Source organism: Saccharopolyspora sp. NPDC045839 (assembly GCF_056431645.1).
In genome coordinates this window covers 14,003-32,720 of record NZ_JBWKKH010000006.1, presented here as the reverse complement: position 1 = coordinate 32,720, position 18,718 = coordinate 14,003, and the positions used below count along the sequence as shown (strand labels likewise).

At 70.7% G+C, this 18,718-nt stretch carries 17 protein-coding genes; 6 read left to right on the top strand and 11 right to left on the bottom strand.

The window, feature by feature from the left end:
* Nucleotides 1–39: 39 nt before the first annotated feature.
* Nucleotides 40–1,002, top strand: a complete 963-nt coding sequence (locus AC07EQ_RS10590) for a CPBP family intramembrane glutamic endopeptidase (RefSeq protein ID WP_478387763.1) — start codon at nucleotides 40–42, stop codon at nucleotides 1,000–1,002.
* Here AC07EQ_RS10590 and AC07EQ_RS10585 read toward each other — a convergent pair.
* The 4 genes from AC07EQ_RS10585 to guaB all read right to left on the bottom strand — a co-directional run bounded on the left by AC07EQ_RS10585 (nucleotide 918) and on the right by guaB (nucleotide 6,699).
* A complete protein-coding gene (locus AC07EQ_RS10585; protein WP_478387762.1) occupies nucleotides 918–2,618 on the bottom strand; it encodes a GMC oxidoreductase in 1,701 nt (566 codons plus the stop codon). The genes AC07EQ_RS10590 and AC07EQ_RS10585 overlap by 85 nt on opposite strands.
* A 121-nt stretch (nucleotides 2,619–2,739) precedes the next feature.
* Entirely contained in the window at nucleotides 2,740–3,687 is a 948-nt protein-coding gene (locus AC07EQ_RS10580; RefSeq protein ID WP_478387761.1) for a helix-turn-helix transcriptional regulator, read from the bottom strand.
* A 132-nt stretch (nucleotides 3,688–3,819) separates the two neighbouring features.
* Entirely contained in the window at nucleotides 3,820–4,950 is a 1,131-nt protein-coding gene (locus AC07EQ_RS10575) for a GuaB3 family IMP dehydrogenase-related protein (RefSeq protein ID WP_132486443.1), read from the bottom strand.
* Nucleotides 4,951–5,187: 237 nt separating this feature from the next.
* The gene (guaB, locus tag AC07EQ_RS10570; RefSeq protein WP_478387760.1) at nucleotides 5,188–6,699 is read right to left on the bottom strand and encodes an IMP dehydrogenase; all 1,512 of its coding nucleotides are present in this window, start codon (nucleotides 6,697–6,699) and stop codon (nucleotides 5,188–5,190) included.
* A 246-nt stretch (nucleotides 6,700–6,945) separates the two neighbouring features.
* Here guaB and AC07EQ_RS10565 point away from each other — a divergent pair, with 246 nt between their 5' ends.
* Nucleotides 6,946–7,317, top strand: a complete 372-nt coding sequence (locus AC07EQ_RS10565) for a DUF5319 domain-containing protein (protein WP_478388014.1) — start codon at nucleotides 6,946–6,948, stop codon at nucleotides 7,315–7,317.
* A gap of 84 nt (nucleotides 7,318–7,401) precedes the next feature.
* Here AC07EQ_RS10565 and AC07EQ_RS10560 read toward each other — a convergent pair whose 3' ends face one another.
* From AC07EQ_RS10560 to AC07EQ_RS10545, 4 genes are all read right to left on the bottom strand, one after another.
* Nucleotides 7,402–8,484 carry an anti-sigma-D factor RsdA gene (locus AC07EQ_RS10560; protein WP_478387759.1) on the bottom strand — a complete coding sequence of 361 codons (1,083 nt, stop codon included), beginning with the start codon at nucleotides 8,482–8,484 and terminating at the stop codon, nucleotides 7,402–7,404.
* A complete protein-coding gene (locus AC07EQ_RS10555) occupies nucleotides 8,485–9,057 on the bottom strand; it encodes a sigma-70 family RNA polymerase sigma factor (protein ID WP_093265524.1) in 573 nt (190 codons plus the stop codon).
* 523 nt (nucleotides 9,058–9,580) lie between these two features.
* Nucleotides 9,581–10,177 carry a response regulator transcription factor gene (locus AC07EQ_RS10550; protein ID WP_029536209.1) on the bottom strand — a complete coding sequence of 199 codons (597 nt, stop codon included), beginning with the start codon at nucleotides 10,175–10,177 and terminating at the stop codon, nucleotides 9,581–9,583.
* A gap of 309 nt (nucleotides 10,178–10,486) precedes the next feature.
* The gene (locus tag AC07EQ_RS10545; protein ID WP_478387758.1) at nucleotides 10,487–11,590 is read right to left on the bottom strand and encodes a MerR family transcriptional regulator; all 1,104 of its coding nucleotides are present in this window, start codon (nucleotides 11,588–11,590) and stop codon (nucleotides 10,487–10,489) included.
* A gap of 195 nt (nucleotides 11,591–11,785) precedes the next feature.
* Between AC07EQ_RS10545 and AC07EQ_RS10540 the strand changes: the two genes are divergently transcribed.
* Nucleotides 11,786–12,091 carry a WhiB family transcriptional regulator gene (locus AC07EQ_RS10540; protein WP_029536210.1) on the top strand — a complete coding sequence of 102 codons (306 nt, stop codon included), beginning with the start codon at nucleotides 11,786–11,788 and terminating at the stop codon, nucleotides 12,089–12,091.
* A gap of 180 nt (nucleotides 12,092–12,271) precedes the next feature.
* On the opposite strand, the gene groL is transcribed toward AC07EQ_RS10540, so the two are convergent.
* From groL to AC07EQ_RS10525, 3 genes are all read right to left on the bottom strand, one after another.
* On the bottom strand, nucleotides 12,272–13,894 hold the full coding sequence (gene groL, locus AC07EQ_RS10535) for a chaperonin GroEL (protein WP_478387757.1): 1,623 nt from the start codon (nucleotides 13,892–13,894) through the stop codon (nucleotides 12,272–12,274).
* A 212-nt stretch (nucleotides 13,895–14,106) separates the two neighbouring features.
* On the bottom strand, nucleotides 14,107–14,397 hold the full coding sequence (gene groES / locus AC07EQ_RS10530; protein ID WP_093414065.1) for a co-chaperone GroES: 291 nt from the start codon (nucleotides 14,395–14,397) through the stop codon (nucleotides 14,107–14,109).
* A 754-nt stretch (nucleotides 14,398–15,151) separates the two neighbouring features.
* Nucleotides 15,152–15,556 (bottom strand): DUF5313 family protein, encoded by a 405-nt coding sequence (locus AC07EQ_RS10525; RefSeq protein ID WP_478387756.1) that lies wholly within the window; start codon nucleotides 15,554–15,556, stop codon nucleotides 15,152–15,154.
* A gap of 102 nt (nucleotides 15,557–15,658) precedes the next feature.
* On the opposite strand from AC07EQ_RS10525, the gene AC07EQ_RS10520 reads away from it, so the two are divergent.
* The 3 genes from AC07EQ_RS10520 to AC07EQ_RS10510 all read left to right on the top strand — a co-directional run bounded on the left by AC07EQ_RS10520 (nucleotide 15,659) and on the right by AC07EQ_RS10510 (nucleotide 18,563).
* On the top strand, nucleotides 15,659–16,120 hold the full coding sequence (locus tag AC07EQ_RS10520; protein ID WP_478387755.1) for a MarR family winged helix-turn-helix transcriptional regulator: 462 nt from the start codon (nucleotides 15,659–15,661) through the stop codon (nucleotides 16,118–16,120).
* A gap of 176 nt (nucleotides 16,121–16,296) precedes the next feature.
* A complete protein-coding gene (locus AC07EQ_RS10515; RefSeq protein ID WP_478387754.1) occupies nucleotides 16,297–17,865 on the top strand; it encodes an alkaline phosphatase D family protein in 1,569 nt (522 codons plus the stop codon).
* Nucleotides 17,866–17,975: 110 nt separating this feature from the next.
* Entirely contained in the window at nucleotides 17,976–18,563 is a 588-nt protein-coding gene (locus tag AC07EQ_RS10510) for a SanA/YdcF family protein (RefSeq protein WP_478387753.1), read from the top strand.
* The last annotated feature ends 155 nt before the right edge of the window (nucleotides 18,564–18,718 follow it).

Sequence of the window (18,718 nt, the reverse complement as noted above, 5' to 3'; positions counted from 1 at the left end):
CCTGTCGGGATCCGCTGCCGTCGCCATAGCTTCGCCGCCATGGTTCAACAGAACATCCGCTCGCTCCTGGCGTTCGCCGGACTCGCCTACGCGGGCATGTGGCTGGCGATGACCCCGCTGTGGCTGACCGGCTTTCGCCGCACCGACAACGAAATCGCGATGGGCCTGCTCGAAGAGCTCTGCATCGCCGCCGCGATGCTCACGCCGGCGCTCGCCGCGGTATTCGTCCTGCGACGGCTGGAACGCCGCCGGAACATCCGCGCCACGCTGGCGCTGACCTGGCCCAAGGGCACGCTGAAGGAATGCGCGCTCGCCTTCGTCGTGCCGCTGCTGCTCGCCGCGCTGTCGCTGGCGATAGCCGCCACGGCCGGGATCTACCAGCCGGATCTCGTGAACTTCTCCGGGTTCCGCAGCCAGTTCGCCCCGGAAACCCTGGGACAGCCCGGGATTCCGTGGCTCGAAATGGCGCCTTGGGCGGCCGCGCTGCTGCTCCAGATGCTGATCTTCCTACCGATGTTCTTCGGCGAGGAGCTGGGCTGGCAGGGATTCCTGCTGCCCCGGCTGCTGCCGCGCGGGCCGGTGTTCGCGCTGGTGGTCACCGGCGTGGTGTTCGCGCTCTGGCACCTGCCGACGCTGCTGCTCGGCGGCCAGTACCCAGGAGCGTCGTGGCCGGTCTCGATCGCATCCTTCCTGGTCACCTGCGTGCTGATCGTGCCGGTCTTCACCTGGCTGCGGATGCGGTCCGCCTCGGTGGTGCCCGCCGTCGTCGCGCACACCTCCGTCAGCTCCGCTGCGGTTCAGCTGCCGTGGGTCTTCGGCTCCGCCGACCAACCGCCGAGCCCGCTGGCAACGGGTCTGACGGCGTGGCCGGGCTGGCTGGCGATGGCCGCTTTCCTCTGCGCGCTGGTGCTGCTGCGTCACGCCAGGGGCAGGCGCAACGCGGCGGGCGCGGTGGCCGGGACAGCCGGGGACTTCGGGACGACCGGCGCCACCCGGCGGTAGCCGGTCCCCTGGTCCGGGCGGGCGTCCTGCTCGCCCTTGTTCGGCCACATCGAGAACGCCCGCTCCGCCTGGGCGGTGATCGTCAGCGACGGGTTCACGCCCAGGTTCGCCGACACCGCCGAACCGTCCACGATGGACATCGTCGGGTAGCCGTGCGCCCGGTGGTACGGGTCGATCACGCCGTGCTCGGCGTCCTCGCCGATCGCGCAGCCGCCGAGGAAGTGCGCGGTCAGCGGGATGTCGAACAGCTCGCCCCAGGTGCCGCCCGCGACGCCGCCGATGCGCTCGGCGACGAGTTCGTTGGCCTGCTCACCGGCCGGGATGTAGGTCGGGTTGGGCGCGCCGTGGCCCTGCTCCGAGGTCAGCAGCTTCTTGCCGAAGACCCGCTTGAGCCGCGTGGTCAGCGAGTTGTCGAGGCTCTGCATGACCAGCAGGATCACGGTGCGCTCGCTCCAGTTCTTGACCGACAGCGTGCGCAGCGCCAGGTTCGGGTGCTTCCACACGTACTTCGCCCACTGCTTCCACCGCGACCCCTCGCCGCCCTTGGTCGCCAGGGTCTGCAACAGCCCCATCGCGTTGGCGCCCTTGGTGTAGCGCACCGGCTCGATGTGCGTGTCGGTGTCCGGGTGGAACGAGGAGGTAATGGCCACGCCGGTGGAGAAGTCGCGCTCGGGGTCGCGCTTCTTCATCTGCGCGCCGATGATCGCCTCGGAGTTGGTCCGGGTCAGCCGCCCGAGCCGCGTCGAAAGCCGCGGCAGGTCGCCGTTCTCGCGGCAGCGGTGCAGCAGGTTCTGGGTGCCCCAGGTGCCCGCCGCGACCACCACCTGGTCGGCGCGGAAGATCCGGGGCCGCCGGGACACCTTCGCCCCGGTGCGCGCGGTCGCGATGCGCCACCGTCCGTCGGCGCCCTGCCCGAGCCGGGTCACGGTGGTCAGCGGGAAGACCTTGGCGCCGCCCGCTTCCGCCAGGTACAGGTAGTTCTTGACCAGCGTGTTCTTCGCGCCGACGCGGCAGCCGGTCATGCAGGCGCCGCATTCGGTGCAGCCGGTGCGCACGGGCCCGGCGCCGCCGAAGAACGGGTCGGAGTCGGTCTGCCCGGGCTTGCGGAAGTACACGCCGACCGGCGTGTGGTGGTAGGTGTCGCCGACGCCCATCTCCCCGGCGACCTGCTTGATCACCACGTCGGAGGGGGTTTCGGTCGGGTTCTGGACGACGCCGAGCATCCGGGTGGCCTGGTCGTAGTGCGGGGCGAGTTCGGCTTCCCAGTCGGTGATGTGCGCCCACTGCGGGTCGTTGTAGAACGGCTCGAGCGGCCGGTAGAGCGTGTTGGCGTAGTTCAGCGAGCCGCCGCCGACGCCCGCGCCCGCGAGGATCAGCACGTTGCGCAGCAGGTGGATGCGCTGGATGCCGTAGCACCCGAGCTGCGGTGCCCACAGGAACTTCCGCAGGTCCCAGGACGTCTTGGGCAGTTCGTCGTCAGCGAACCGGCGACCGGCTTCGAGCACGGCGACGCGGTAGCCCTTCTCCGTCAGGCGCAGCGCGGCCACGCTGCCGCCGAACCCGGAACCGATGACGACCACGTCGAAATCGGTTTCGCTCTCGTCACGTCCAGCCATGCGCGACAGACTAGACGTAATTACTCGCCAGTAGCTAGAGGCGAACCAGGTTCTGCACCCGCTTTTCGCAGCGGCTCCGGGTGGCGGACATCGCGCCGGGGAGCTCCAGCCGAAGCCGCGCTCACGGTCCCGCGGCGCGGAGGTACCGGGTGCCGAGCCTGGCCAGGCGATCGCGGAGCTCGGGCGGATCGACGACCTCGAAGTCCGCCTCGATCAGCCCCGCGAAGACCGCCAGGAGGTGCATCGAATCGGCGCCCATGGTCACGTCGCAGGTGTTCTCGTCCACCGGCTCGATCAGCGCGCCGGTCGGCGTGATCAGCTCCGCGACGCGGGCCGCGGACAACCGGAACCGCAGCGTCGCCTGGCAGTGCCACAGCGCGACGTTCAGCCGTTCGCCGAGGTAGGCGACGACATCGCCGCCCGGCAGCTCGCGCGGGGCGAAGCGCGGCCCGGTCGGCGTCCGGGGCTCGACCCGGTCGGCCCGGAACGTCCGCCAGTCGTCGCGTTCCACGTCCCACGCCACGAGGTACCAGCGGCGGCCCCAGCCGACCAGCCGGTGCGGCTCGGTGATCCGCCGACTCGTCGTGCCGTCGTGGGCGGAGTAGTCGAAGCGGAGCCGCTCGCGGTCCCGGCAGGCGGCGGCGATCGCGGTCAGCACGCTCGCGTCCACCGTCGGGCCGTCCCCCGGCATCGCGATCATGGCGCTCTGCAGGGTCTGCACCCGGTGTCGCAGCCGGGACGGCAGGACCTGCTCCAGCTTCGCCAGCGCCCGGACCGAGGTTTCCTCCACCCCGGCAACCCCGGCGGCCGTGCGCAGCCCGACGGCCACCGCGACCGCCTCGTCGTCGTCCAGCAACAGCGGCGGAACCGCCGCCCCGGCACCGAGCCGGTAACCGGCCGTGCCCTGGGTGGCGTGCACCGGATACCCGAGCTCGCGCAGCCGCTCGATGTCGCGGCGCACGGTCCGCGCGCTCACGCCGAGCCGCTCGGCGAGCTCGGACCCGGCCCAGTCGCGCGGCGTCTGCAGCAACGACAGCAGCTTGAGCAGGCGCGCCGAAGTGTCCAGCATGCCGCCAAGTCTGCCGTCCGATTAGGACAGCGGCCGACCTGATCCCGCCCGGCACCGAAAAGCCAAGGCTCGTGAGCGTTTTGGACCGCTGCAGCGATCCAAAGCACTCACGAGCCCGGTGGTGGATGCGCGTCAGCCGCGGAGCGACAGGCCGACCTTCTGGAACTCCTTGAGGTCCCGGTAGCCGGTCTTCGCCATCGCGCGGCGCAGGCCGCCGAAGAGGTTCAGCGTGCCGTACGGGTCGCTGCTCGGCCCGAACAGCAGCTGCTCCAGGTCCGCGCCCGAACCGGCGAAGCCGACGATCTCGCTGCGCGGCAGGCTCGGGTGCGCGGCCGCGGAAGTCCAGTAGTAGCCCTGCGCGGGCGTCTCCGCCGACTCGGTCAGCGCCTCACCGAGCATCACGGCGTCGGCGCCGCAGGCGATCGCCTTCGCGATGTCGCCGGAGTACGACAGGCCGCCGTCGGCGAGCACGTGCACGTAGCGGCCGCCGGTCTCGTCCAGGTAGTCGCGGCGGGCCGCGGCGGCGTCGGCGATCGCGGTGGCCATCGGCACCCCGATGCCCAGCACCTGGGTGGTGGTCGCCGCGCGGGACTGGCCGAAGCCGACGATCACGCCGGCCGCGCCGGTGCGCATCAGGTGCATCGCGGTGCGGTAGTCGCCGACCCCGCCGGCGATCACCGGCACGTCGAGCTCGGCGATGAACCGCTTCAGGTTCAGCGGCTCGCCGTCCCGGGCGACGTGCTCGGCGGAGATGATGGTGCCCTGCACGACCAGCAGCTCGACGCCGGCCGCGAGCAGGTCCGGGGTCAGCTCCTCGGCGTGCTGCGGGCTGACCCGCGCCGCCACGGTGACACCGGAGTCCTTCACCTGCTTCAGCGCGGTGGCCAGCAGGTCCGCCCGGATCGGCGCGGCGTGCAGCTCCTGCAGCAGCCGGATCGCGGCCTCGGGGTCGCTGTTCTCCTCGGCAGCGCGAACCACCTCGAACAGCTTTTCCTCGACGTTCTCGTGGCGCGCCCACAGCCCCTCGGCGTTCAGCACGCCCAGGCCGCCGAGCTCGCCGATCCGCACCGCGGTGGCCGGCGAGACGACCGCGTCCGTCGGGTGCGTGACCAGCGGGATGTCGAAGCGGTAGGCGTCGATCTGCCACGCCAGGGAAACATCCTTCGACGACCGGGTCCGCCGCGAGGGCACGATCTCCACGTCGTCCAAGTCGTAGCCGCGCATGGCCGTACGGCCCATGCCGATCTCAACCTGATCCCGCACCGTTGAAGTCCCTCCTCGCCGCACCGCTGTCCGACGAAGCATTCTCTCTTCGCTGCCCGTGTGACGTGCAACGGGGGCTCCTTAGCCCGCCGCGAGCTTCGCCGAGCCGGCGTCAGGCCCGCGGCGATTTCGCGCGAAATCGCCACACGCCATGCCTGGCGGGCGCCGATTTCGCGCGAAATCGCCACACGACGCGGCCGCCGCATCGCGGGGATGCGGCGGCCGGGACGGTGGTGATCAGCGCGTGGTGTAGTTCGGCGCCTCGACGGTCATCTGGATGTCGTGCGGGTGGCTCTCCTTGAGCCCCGCCGCGGTGATCCGCACCAGCTTCGCATCCTGCAGCTCCGGAATCGTGTTGGCGCCCGTGTAGCCCATGCCCGAGCGCAGTCCGCCGATCAGCTGGTCGACCACCTGCGCCAGCGGCCCGCGGAACGGCACCCGGCCCTCGATGCCCTCCGGCACCAGCTTGTCCTCGGACAGCACGTCGTCCTGGAAGTAGCGGTCCTTGGAGTACGACTTGGCCTGGCCCCGCGACTGCATGGCGCCCAGCGAGCCCATGCCCCGGTACACCTTGAACTGCTTGCCGTTGACCAGCACCAGCTGGCCCGGCGACTCGGCGGTGCCGGCCAGCAGGCTGCCCAGCATGACGCTGCTCGCGCCGGCCGCGATGGCCTTCGGGATGTCCCCGGAGTACTGGATGCCGCCGTCGCCGATCAGCGGCACGCCCGCCGGTCGGCAGGCCATGCTCGCCTCGTAGATCGCGCTGATCTGCGGCACGCCGACCCCGGCGACGACGCGGGTCGTGCAGATCGAGCCCGGCCCGACGCCAACCTTCACCGCGTCCGCCCCGGCGTCGACCAGTGCCTGCGCGCCAGCCCGGGTCGCCACGTTGCCGCCGATGACGTCGACGGAGTTGCCGAGCTCCTTCTTCAGCGTCGCCACGGTGTCCAGCACCGCGCGCGAGTGCCCGTGCGCGGTGTCCACGATCAGCACGTCGACACCGGCGTCCACCAGCGCCATCGCACGCTCGTGCGAGTCCGCGCCGACGCCGACCGCCGCGCCGCACAGCAGCCGGCCGTCCGGGTCCTTGGTGGCGCGCGGGTACTGCTCGGTCTTGACGAAGTCCTTGACGGTGATCAGCCCGCGGAGCTTGCCGGCGTTGTCCACGATCGGCAGCTTCTCGATCTTGTTGCGCCGCAGCAGCCCGAGCGCGGCCTCGGCGGTGACGCCGACCTGCGCGGTGATCAGCGGCGTCGCGGTCATGACCTCGCGCACCCGCCGGGTGAAGTCCACCTCGAACCGCATGTCGCGGTTGGTGATGATGCCGACGAGAGTGCCGTCCGGGTCGGTCACCGGCACGCCGGAGATGCGGAAGCGGGCGCACAACGCGTCCACCTCGGCGAGGGTGTCGTCCGGCGAGCAGGTCACCGGGTCGGTGACCATGCCCGCCTCGGAGCGCTTGACCACCTCGACCTGGGCGGCCTGCTCCTCGACGGACAGGTTGCGCTGCAGGATGCCGACGCCGCCCTGGCGGGCCATGGCGATCGCCATCCGCGCCTCGGTGACGGTGTCCATCGCGGCGGACAGCAGCGGCACCCGCAGGCGGATGTTGCGGGACAGCTGGGTGGACGTGTCGACGCCGCTGGGGATGACGTCGGACTCGTCCGGGAGGAGGAGCACGTCATCGAAGGTCAGACCCAGTGTCGCGAACTTCGAGGGGAGGCCGGGTGCGGAGAGTTCGCTGCTCATGGCGAGGGATGTGCCTTCCTTCACGCTATGGTCCGCAGACTGCGGGTGCGGCTGGATGTCCTCGGCGATTACGTGTGGAACGTGGCATCGGCATCGGGGATTCCCTCAATGATAGAGACCACAGGTCAGGCGCGTTTGCCCCGTGGGCCGAGGGGTGGGCCACGCCACGGCGGGCGGTCAAACCCGCCCCGACAACCCCACAAGGTGGACGCAGCCGGTACCGTGCGGGCCGTGCCGCACGATCCGATGCCACCAGACCCGTTCGCGGGTGACCCGGAAGATCCGAGCATGGCACTCGGCGATCACGACGCCGACGACGGCCCACCACTCGGCGATGAGGAACGGGCCGAACTGCTCGCCGACCTGACCGACCTCGCCGTCTACCAGGCCCTGTTGGAGCCCCGCGGGCTTCGCGGCATCGTGGTGGACTGCGCGGACTGCGGCGAATGCCACTACCACGACTGGGAGCTGCTGCGCTCCAGCCTGGAGCAGCTGCTGCAGGACGGCCGGATGCGCCCGCACGAGCCGGCGTTCGACCCGAACCCGGGCGACTACGTCACCTGGGAGTACTGCCGCGGCTACGCGGACGGCGTGACCGAGACCGAAACCACCCGCTGACGACGCCCACCAAGCAGAACGCGAAGAGGGGCTCCCGACCGGGAGCCCCTCTTCGCGTTGGCAGGTGTCAGACCGGCCTCATCATCACGGATTGCTGGTGCTCTTCTGCGGGAAGAGGTCCGATCCCCAGCCGCTCGACGGGTGCTCGGAACTGCCGCTCGTCTCGCTCGGCGACGTGGACGACTCCGGTGGCGATGTGGACGACGTCGGCGGCACCGACGAGCTGTCCGTCGGCGGCACCGGCGGCACCGGCTGCGACGGCGACGTGGTCGGCGTCGACGGCGTGGTCGGCGTCGACGGCTGCGTGGGCTGCGGGTTCTCGCCCTGGCCCATCCGCGCGGTCAGCGAAGCGTGCGCGGCCTTCAGGTCGGACAGCCCGTGCTCGTCGTCGACGCCCCGCATCTGCTCCTGCGCGGAGCGCAGCGCGGCCTCGGCGGCGGTGCGGTTGCCCTGCTCGATCGCGCCCTCGGCGGTGTTCAGATCCTCGCGGGCCGAGCTCGCGGCGACGATCGCGCGCGTGCGGTCGGAGTAGAGGACCTGTGCGACGCCCCACAGCATGTCGCCGGGCTGCGCGTCGCGAGCGGCCACGCCCACCCCGGTGAACGTGATCATCAGGACCGCGGCGGCGGTGGCGACCGGCACCAGGTGCCGGCGCTTGAGCCTGCGGCGCGGGCGGCTGCCCGCCACGATGGCCGCGGTCGCGGTCTCCACGTCGACGAGATCGCCGATCGGCGCGGCGTCGATGTCCTGCCGCCACGCGACCAGCAGCGCCTCCAGGCTGGGGCGCTCGTCGTCGGCCGACACGACCACGTCGGGATTGGTCCCGCCGAGCGCGTCGAGCAATGCGTCGTCGGCCTGCAGCGCGCCCAGGTCGATCGGTTCTTCGCCGAAGTCGTCGAAGTCGACCAGCTCGTCGGACTCCTCGGCCGGTCGCGGCCGGAAGGAGAGCACGTCGGCGTCGCACGACACGGCGTCGGGTTCGGTGGTTTCAGACTCGGCCGAGCCGGAATCCCGCTGGTTGTCGCTCAGTTCCGTTCCCTCGTCTGCGGACCCCTCTGCGGGAATCTGGTCCCGCTCGTCTGCCCCGCGCGAACGGTCCTCGTGCCAGCCGGACTCGACAGGGTCGTGTCCCGCCTGCTCCCCCTCGGGCCCCTTCCGCTCCGCCATTCAGACCACCTCCTCCGCGGACAGCGTCTTTCGCAGCCGGGCCAACGCGCGGTGTTGAGCCACGCGTACCGCGCCCGGCGTCGAACCGACCGCTTCGGCGGTTTCTTCCGCCGACAACCCGACGACCACCCGGAGCAGCAGAATTTCCCGCTGCTTGGCCGGGAGGACGCGAAGAAGCTGCGCCATCCTGCCCGAAAGCTCACCCTGCATGGCCCGCTGCTCCGGTCCGGCCTCGGATTCCGGGGTGTCCGGAACGTCTGCCACCGGTTCGGAGCGGTTGCGGGCCAACGCGCGGTGCGCATCAGCAACCTTGTGCGCGGCGATGCCGTACACGAACGCCAGGAACGGACGACCCTGGTCCTTGTAGGTGGGCAGCGCGGTCAGCACCGCGAGGCACACTTCCTGGGCCACGTCGTCCGCCGAAGCGAACGACCTCTCGTTTCGTCCGACTCTGGCGCGGCAGTACCGCACCACCAAAGGACGGATTTCGGCCAGCAAGCGCTCGATCGACTGACGATCGCCGTCGACGGCGGCGCCTACAAGAGCGTCCAGCCCGTCCCCCACGTTGGTCATCGCAGACAGCAGCCCTGGTGTTACGCGTTCAAGCGATTCGGATTTGTCCGGCGGAGATCGCGTGCGCCGCACGCCGCGCCGAGCTCACCGTACCGGCCGGGGGGCGATCGTTGAACAGGGAGTGGATGGAGGGGCCCGTCGTCGTCACACATTCAGAGATACCAGACGCCGACCCCGGCGGCGTTTCCCCTGGCCACGAGATCTTGGAGGTTCACCGGAGAAGATCAGAGAGGATCTTCACAGGGATCGCACGACCGGGCGATCCCGACACTTTCGAGGCATCTGCGCCGATTGCCGAGAAGGCCGGTTTCGTCCGGATCGTCCCACTCCGAAGAACTGTGGCTCGCGTCACACCAGCGGTCGCACCCCGGATCGGGGTCGCGCCGGAAGTGACGCGAGCCACAGACGCACTCGTAACGTCAGCTCGCTCCAAGCCAACGTCCTCGCCGAGCACCGGCAGCCCGGACTGGATCTGCCGGTGCGCTCCGATCGACAGGCGCGCGGTGATCACCGCGCGCGACGATCACGCGACGAGGCCGCGGCGGAAACCGTGCGCAACTGCCTGCGCGCGGTCGCGCACGCCGAGCTTCCGGAAAAGCCGGCGAGCATGGGTCTTGACCGTGTCCTCCGAGAGGTAGAGCTCCCGGCCGATCTGGCCGTTGCTCTTGCCCTGGCTCATGCCGCGCAGCACCTGGAGTTCGCGCTCCGTCAGCTGCACCCCCGGATCGGACGGTTGCCGGGGCGCGGGCACCGAGGTGCTCGCCAGCGTGTGCGCCAGCGCCGCCACCAACTCCGGCCGGGAAGCATCCCAGCGGAGGTAGCCACGGGCGCCGCCGGCGATCGCGGCGGCGATGCTGGCCGCGTCGTCCGGGGCACCGAACACGATCACGTTTGCTTGCGGATGGGCCGAGACGAGCCTTCGGGTGGCCTCGACGCCGTTCGGCACCGCGCGCTGGGTACCCACCAAGACGACGTCGACGGCCTGCCGCGAGAAGCGGGCCAGCAGCTCATCACCGTGCGCAACGCAATCAATTCGACTCACTCCGGGGACAGCAGACATCACACGAGTGAGCCCTTCCCGGACGCTACGTCGGTCATCGCAGATCAGGACCGTCGTCACGGGAACTCCTTCCTGCAGGCGAGTGACGTTCCAACTCCCCTATCGGACGCAGGGGCCAAAACCTTGACACGATCCGGTGCTTAATCCGTCAAGAAATTTTGTGGCAGCCCGATCGGGTGCCGGTTCACTGGAACGGAGCAGGCCGCCGGGACCGGCCCGCCCACTACGCCGGGAAGCCGCCGGCCACGCGCCGTACCTGCAGTATTCACCCGATTGCACCCAGTCGAGACCGAAGTTTCGCCCGTCCGCACGAACGCCGTAACCCCACCCACACGGTGGGTGTGTGATTTATGCCACAAAGAGCCTCGCTCAGCCCAATACGGTCTCGGAAACACGGGCAACAGCCGTCTCCAGCGAATCGAGCAGCTCCACGTGCGCGGGCAGCGCTTGCTGCGCCCACCCGGCGCCCGCCACGAACGCGCGGGCACGCTGCCGGGTGATCGGGATGTCGTCCAGCACCCGCGACGAGGCGTAGTGCGACTGGTCGGCCCAGAGCACCACGGCGGCCGGGGCGGAGCGGCGCACCGCGGCGGCGAGTCCTTCGCGCGGCAGCGCGGCGCCGAACAGCCGGTGGCCGACGCGGTTGGCGGCGAGCGCCGCGGCCAGCGCCACGAGTTCGAGCTCCTGCACTTCGCCGGGCACCGGGGCGAGCACCACCGGGCGCGGATTGACCGGGGCCGGCGCGGTCGCGATCACCGAGCGCAGCGCGGTGGACGCGCAGTCGACCAGCAACTGGAGGACCTCGATGCCGGAGCCGGACCGCTGCCGCCGCTCGCTGACCGCGCGCAGCACCGGCTGCAGCATGCCCTGCCAGGTCTCCACGACGCCGTCGGTGTCCATCGACTCGATCAGCAGCCGCTGCACGGACCAGGAGTCCAGCGCGAGCGCCGCCCGCCCCAGGCCGCGGGCGCGCGGCCCGGCCCCGGTGAGCTTGAGCCCGCGCCCGCCGGTGTTCGAGCCGCCGGCCAACTCGATGTCGCCCGCGCCGCCGAGCACACCGGACAGCATCATCGGCCCGTCGCCGGAATCGTCCGGCTGCGTTTGCCGCTCGGTCGCGTCGGGGTATCGCTGCGGCAGCGGCGCGGCGACGGTGCGGGCGTAGCGGGCCGCCTCCATCGGTGAGGCACCGCGCAGCAGCGCGCGTTGCATCTGCTCCAGGCGAGCGATGTCGTCCGGGCCGTAGCGGCGGTGCCGACCGCTGGTGTGATCGCTGGGCCCGAGTCCGTACCGGCGGTCCCAGGTGCGCAGCGTGGCGGGTGCCACACCGAGCCGGCGGGCCACCGCGGCGACGCTGAGCCGCGGCTGATCGTCCGACGCGGCGCCATCCGGACCTCCGACCAGCTCCGGATCGTCGCTCGGGATGGGGGTGTCCTGCCCCTGCACAGGTTCCGGCCGCGTCGTCACGCGGGACATGTTCCGGTTCCGGCCCGTGGAGGGCAAGCCGTCGGGCGTCGATCTTGGTCGGCCAAAGATCACTCCAACGATGAACAGCTTTTGGCTCGATAAGGGTTGAACAAGTTTTGGCGCGGTTCTACGGTCGGATCATGCGAGGCTGCGGCCGCCGGCTGCAGCGGGGAGGGGACCCACCGCTAGGAGGTGGTTTGCGCAATGGCAGACACTCGACGTCTTCCAGGACCGAACGCCGATATCTGGGATTGGCAGATACGGGGCTCCTGTCGAGGCATGGACAGCGCGTACTTCTTTCATCCGGACGGCGAACGCGGCCCGGCACGAGCTCGGCGAGAGGCGAAGGCGAAAGAGGTGTGCCAGCACTGCCCGGTGATCGCGCAGTGCCGGACGCACGCGCTAGCCGTGCAGGAGCCGTACGGCATCTGGGGCGGGCTGTCGGAGTCGGAGCGGGAAGTGATCATCAAGGCGCGCAAGCGCCAGCAGCTGGCGGTCGCGGCCAGCTGACGCGCTTGTGTCGGCCGCCGCGTCGTGGATCGCGAGCGGCCGCCGGAGTCGGATGACTACGAGGGGCGTCATTCGGCTCCGGGTAGGACGAAAAAAATCGGGGCGGTACCCATGCCGTGGGTACCGCCCCGATCTTCGTGCCGTTCAGCCGGGCCGAGGGCCCGGCTCACGCGCAATGGCTCAGTGGCCGTGCCCGTGGCCGTGGCCGTGCCCGGCGGCCTCCGGCTGCTCCTCCGGCTTCTCCACGACCGCGCTCTCGGTGGTGATCACCATGCGGGCGATGGAGGCCGCGTTGGCGACCGCGGAGCGGGTCACCTTCAGCGGGTCGACGATGCCGGCCTGCACCAGGTCGCCGTACTCGTCGGTCGCCGCGTTGTAACCGGCGCCCCAGTCCAGGTCGCGGACCTTGGACACCACGACGGCGCCTTCCTGGCCGGCGTTGGCGGCGATCCAGTACAGCGGGGCGTCCAGCGCGCGGCGCACCAGCTGCACGCCGGTGGCCTCGTCACCGGTGAGACCGAGGTCGTCGGCCAGCGCCTTGGCGGCGTGGATCAGGCTCGACCCACCACCGGGGACGCTGCCCTCCTCGGCCGCGGCCTTGGCGGCGGCGACGGCGTCCTCGATGCGGGACTTGCGCTCCTTGAGCTCCGTCTCGGTGGCCGCGCCGACCTTGATCACCGCGACGCCGCCGGACAGCTTGGCCAGCCGCTCCTGCAGCTTCTCGCGGTCCCAGTCGGAGTCGGTGGCCTCGATCTCCTTGCGGATCTGGTCCACGCGGTCCTTGACGCCCTCGGCGCTGCCGCGGCCGTCCACAATGGTCGTGGTGTCCTTGGTCACGGTGACCCGGCGGGCCGCGCCGAGCACCTCCGGACCGGCCTCGGACAGCTTCAGCCCGACCTCCGGCGCGATGACCTGGGCGCCGGTGGCGATCGCCAGGTCGTCCAGGAACGCCTTGCGGCGGTCGCCGAAGAACGGGGCCTTGACCGCGACGACCTTCAGGGTCTTGCGGATCGCGTTGACGGCCAGGGTGGACAGCGCCTCGCCCTCGACGTCCTCGGCGATGATCAGCAGCGGCTTGCCGCCCTGCGCGATCTTCTCCAGCAGCGGCAGCAGGTCCTGCAGGCCGGAGATCTTGTCGCGGTGCAGCAGGATCTGCGCTTCCTCCAGCACCGCTTCCTGACGCTCGGCGTCGGTGACGAAGTGCGGGGAGATGAAGCCCTTGTCGAACTGGAGGCCCTCGGTGATCTCCAGCTCGGTGGCCAGCGTCGAGGACTCCTCGATGCTGATCACGCCGTCCTCGCCGACCTTCTCCATCGCCTCGCCGATCAGGGCGCCGATGGACTCGTCCCGGGAGGACACGGTCGCGATCTGGGCGATGTTGTCGCGACCCTTGACCGGCGTGGCCTTGGCCTTGAGCGCCTCGACGACGGCGTCGGTGGCCGCCTGGACGCCCTTGTTCAGCGACGCCGGGTTGGCGCCCGCGGCCAGGTTGCGCAGGCCCTCGCGGACCAGCGACTGGGCGAGCACGGTGGCGGTGGTGGTGCCGTCGCCGGCGACGTCGTTGGTCTTCGTCGCGACGTTCTTGGCGAGCTGGGCGCCCAGGTTCTCGAACGGGTCGCTCAGCTCGATCTCGCGGGCGATGGTCACGCCGTCGTTGGTGATCTGCGGCCCGCCGAACTGCTTGTCCAGCACGACGTGCCGACCACGCGGCCCGAGGGTGACCTTCACCGCGTCGGCGAGCTGGTTGACGCCGCTCTCCAGCGCGCGCCGCGCCTGCTCGTCGAAGGTGATCTGCTTAGCCATGGTTACAACAGCCCTTCATGGATGCCTTTTGCTGTGCACGGGGTCGCCTTGCGTGGCGGTGCGGGTGGCGCCGCTCGCTCGACGTCCGAGGTGCGATCACGCGCCCAGGACTTCCCATTCCGTACGACTCGGGACGCTCCGGTCCCGGACATGCGACCGCCCCGGGGTCCCGGTCGGGACCGCCGGGGCGGCATTGCTCGCGTGGTGCAGCGTCAGTTGACGACGGCCAGCACGTCGCGGGCGGAGAGGATCAGGTACTCCTCGCCGTTGTACTTGACCTCGGTGCCGCCGTACTTCGAGTAGATGACGACGTCGCCTTCCTTGACATCCACCGGGATGCGGTTGCCCTTGTCGTCGATGCGACCCGGACCGACGGCCAGAACCTTGCCCTCCTGGGGCTTTTCCTTGGCGGTGTCCGGGATCACGATGCCGGACGCAGTCGTCGTCTCGGCCTCGCTCGCCTGGACCACGATCTTGTCCTCAAGCGGCTTGATGCTCGCCACGGTGTGACCTCCACCTTCTGGGGCCTTCGAAGCGTTGTCTGGGTTAAGACGGCTCCGTGGCTCCCCGCCGTCGCGGGTGCCGGGGCGCTGCGGCGCCGTTCTGCTAGCACTCTACCCATGAGAGTGCCAACGCTCAACAACAACCCTCTTCTCCGGCCTCCCGGCGTGTCGACCACTCCAGATCGTCGAGCCGGAGCGAGACCGGGAAGGGCTCAGCCGCGACGAATCGACCAGCGATGCAGCCGCCGTCCTGATGGCCGGAAGTCTCCGTCAGACGACAGTCAAGCAGACTCGGCGGCGCCCCGAGCTCGACCATCCAGTAGCGCGGGATCCCGGCATCCGCGTACTCAGCGCTTGACGGCGTGATCCACCCGCCGGGAGTCGGATGCGACCACTTCGACGGCCAGGAGGCCGGGTACGGATGGCAGGTCGATCATCGACACGCTCCGGCTACCGGGCGGATTCGATTCGGTTCGGACCGTAGCGAACCAGGGCTGCGGGGCCGCCACCTGGGAAGTTGTCACAGACGATCAGCTGTGCGTGATCTTCGCTGGTAGATCGCCATGCGGGAAATGTCACCAATGCCACGAGGTGGTTCACACCAAGGCGGTTCGGTGCCCTAGGTTGCCAGGCATGCCCGCCCTCTCCAAGCCCGCGAACCGCCCCTGGGAGCGCCGCCCCCGACCCGCGCGCCCGCCCGGCCCGCCCGGCCCGCCGACCCGAGCCGGGTGGCGGCCGAAATGACCTCGCGAGCTCACCGCTCCGGCTGGTTGCGGTAGAGCTCGGCGTACCGCTGCACCCGCTGGGCACGGATCGCGGCCTGCGCCTCTTCGCGCACCGCCCGTCCGGTGCCCATCGGGTAACCGTGCTTGGTGAGCCGGTACTCGCTGGTGTGCTCCAGGTACGACAGCGAGTACCAGAGCGCCAGGATGACCCCGCCGAGCACGGACATCGCCCGGATCCAGAACGGACCGGGCAGCAGCAGGAAGAGCAGTCCCGGGGAGATCTGGACCAGGCTGCGGCCGATGTGCCGCAGCACCCAGGTCCGGCACGTGATGTCGTGCAGGACCCACTCCCGGCACCTCGCCGGCAGCCGTCCGCCGAAGGCGTACCAGATCCACTGCACCGGATTGGGCCGGATTCGTCCGTCAGCGGCCACGTCCCCTCCTTCGCCGAGCGTCCGCGAACAACCTCTATGCTAATCATTAGCACGCTAATGATTAACGTGATAGCGGGCACCCCCGGCCGGAAGGAGACCCCGATGAACCAGATCGACCTCGGCGAGGATCCGCTCACCCTCGATCGCCAGGTGTGCTTCGCGCTGTCCGTCGCCTCGCGCAACGTCATCTCCGTCTACCGGCCGCTGCTCGCGCCGCTCGGCCTGACGCACCCGCAGTACCTCGTGATGCTCGCGCTGTGGGAGCAGTCGCCGAGATCGGTGAAGGATCTCTGCGGCGACCTGCACGCCGACCCCGCGACGTTGTCGCCGCTGCTCAAACGCCTCGAATCGATCGGCTACCTGGAACGGCGCCGCAGCACCGAGGACGAGCGACTGCTCGCCGTGGAGCTGACCGGGAAGGGCCGGGAACTCCGCGCGGAGGCCGAGAAGATCCCGTACCGCGTGGTCGAGCTCCTCGGCATGGAGGTCGCCGAGCTGGAGCAGCTCAACGCGGCGCTGAGCAAGGTGATCGCGGCGACCCGACGCGCCCTCGACGCCGGGTGACGCGCTGAGCCGATCGGTCCGGCGGCGGCTGGGCCGAACGGATCCCGGGGCTTGCATCGGCCGCCCCATTTCGCCGGGAATTCACCAAACCCTCTTCTGGTGCCGGTACTTTCGTGCGCTCGATCGCGCCACGGTCGAGCCCCGGACGACTTCCGCAGGACACCTGGAGGACACCGATGCCCGATATCCCGTTACCCGGCCGGGTCAGCCGCCGCGCCGTGCTGCTCGGCGGCGCCGCCGCGCTCGGTGCGACCGCCCTCGGCGGCTCCGCGCTGGCCAACGCGCTGTCGCTGCCCGGCGCCGGCACTCGCCGGCTCGCCGACCCGTTCACCCTCGGCGTCGCCTCCGGCGATCCGCTGCCGGACGGGGTCGTGCTGTGGACCCGGCTGGCGCCGGAGCCGACCGCCGACGACGGGCTGGGCGGCATGCCCGACAAGGCCGTGCCCGTGCAATGGGAGGTCGCCGCGGACGAGCAGTTCAGCAAGATCGTGCAGAGCGGCGAGACCCAGGCCGCACCGGATCTGGGGCACAGCGTGCACGTCGAGCTGGAGGGCCTGCAGCCCGGCGCGGAGTACTTCTACCGGTTCCGCGCCGAGGGCTCGATCTCGCCGGTCGGCCGCACCCGCACCGCGCCCGCGCCGGACGCGCTCGGCGAGCTGACCATGTGCTTCACCTCCTGCGCGCACTTCGGGCAGGGGTATTTCACCGCGTACCGGCGGATGGCCGAGGACGAGCCGGGGCTGATCCTGCACCTCGGCGACTACCAGTACGAGTACGCCGCCAAGGACGGCGACGTGCGGAAGGTGCTCGGCCCGGAGACCCGCACGCTGGCCAACTACCGGCAGCGCCACGCGCAGTACAAGACCGACCCGGACCTGCAGCTCGCACACGCGACCGCGCCGTGGCTGGTGGTGTTCGACGATCACGAGGTCGAGAACAACTGGGCCGACGAGACCCCGGAGAAGCCCGACGACGGCTTCCTCGACCGGCGCAAGGTCGCCCTCCAGGCGTACTACGAGAACATGCCGCTGCGCGCGGGCTCGAAGCCGGGCGGCATCGACCTGCAGCTCTACCGGCGGTACGGCTGGGGATCGCTGGTCAACTTCCACCTGCTCGACACCCGCCAGTACCGCGACGACCAGGCCTGCGGCGACGGCGTGCAGTCCGGCTGCACCGACCGCGAGGACCCGGACCGGTCGATCACCGGCGCCGAGCAGGAGAAGTGGATCATCGACGGGTTCCGCGACACCACTGCCCGCTGGGACGTGCTGGGCCAGCAGGTGTTCTTCTCCAAGATCGACCTGACGCCCGGCGCCGAAGAGGGCTACAACATGGACGCCTGGGACGGCTACGTGGCCAACCGCGACCGGATCGCCGGCGCGATGGCCGACAGCGCGGTCCGCAACGGCGTCGTGCTCACCGGCGACGTGCACCGGCACTGGGCCGCGGAGATCAAGCGGACCCACGACGACCCCGGGTCGCGCGCCGTCGGCACCGAGTTCATCACGACCTCCGTCACCAGCGGCGGGGACGGCAACGACGACGGCAACGGCGATGTGCTCAAGGAGAACCCGCACGTGAAGTTCTACGCCAACCGGCGCGGCTACGTGCGCACCAAGTTCACCGAGGCCGAGCTGCGCGCCGACTACCGGGTGCTGCCGTACGTGTCGAAGAAGGACGCCCCGGCGGAGACCGCGAAGTCGTTCGTGGTCGAGGACGGCAACCCGGTGCTCAACCCGGCCTGACCGCAGACCGTCCACTGGGGACGGTTGCCCGATCGCTCGTGGGTGCTTTGGACTGCTGGGGCGCTCCAGAACACTCACGAGGCCGGCGGCCTCGATGGCACACTTGTCCAGTGCGTGGACTTCGGAAGGGACTCGCTGCGCTGGCCGGGCTCGGGGTCGCGGCGGCGCTGCCCTCGGCATGGGCACTGGCGCGCAGCGCCCGCCGCATCAGCACGGTGCAGGACGCGCCCGCGACCGAGTACGCGCTGGTGCTCGGCGCGGGCGTGCGCTGGGACGGCCTGCCGAGCCGGATCCTGCAGGGTCGGCTGAACGTGGCGCGGGAGCTGTTCGAGGCGGGCCGGGTCCGGCGCATCATCGTCAGCGGCAGCCCGGAATCCCGCGGGCACAGCGAACCCGTCGTGATGCGGCACCACCTCGTGTCGCACGGGGTTCCCGCCGCCGCGGTGGTGCTGGATGAGTCCGGTGTGGACACCTGGTCGTCCTGCCGGCGGGCGGCCGAGGACTTCGGGCTGCGCGAGGTCACCGTCGTGACCACCCGGTTCCACCTGCGCCGCGCGGTCGCGCTGTGCCGGCGCGCGGGCATCGACGCCCACGGCGTCGGCCACGACGCGGCGGCCGACGGCCTGCGCCGGGTCTCCGCCCGCGGCGCCCGCCGCGAGTTCCTCGCCACCACCAAGGCGTTCTGGTGGCGCCGCTGATCACTCCGGGTCATGCGAGGAGCGTTCTCCTACCGGCTCGGATGGAGTACCTGCGCGGGGGGGGGTTGGGGGGGGGGGGGGGGGGGGGAGGGGGGGGGGGGGGGGTTTGGGGGAAGAAAAGCCGCCCAACGCAATGGAGCGCTCTTCTCCCGCTT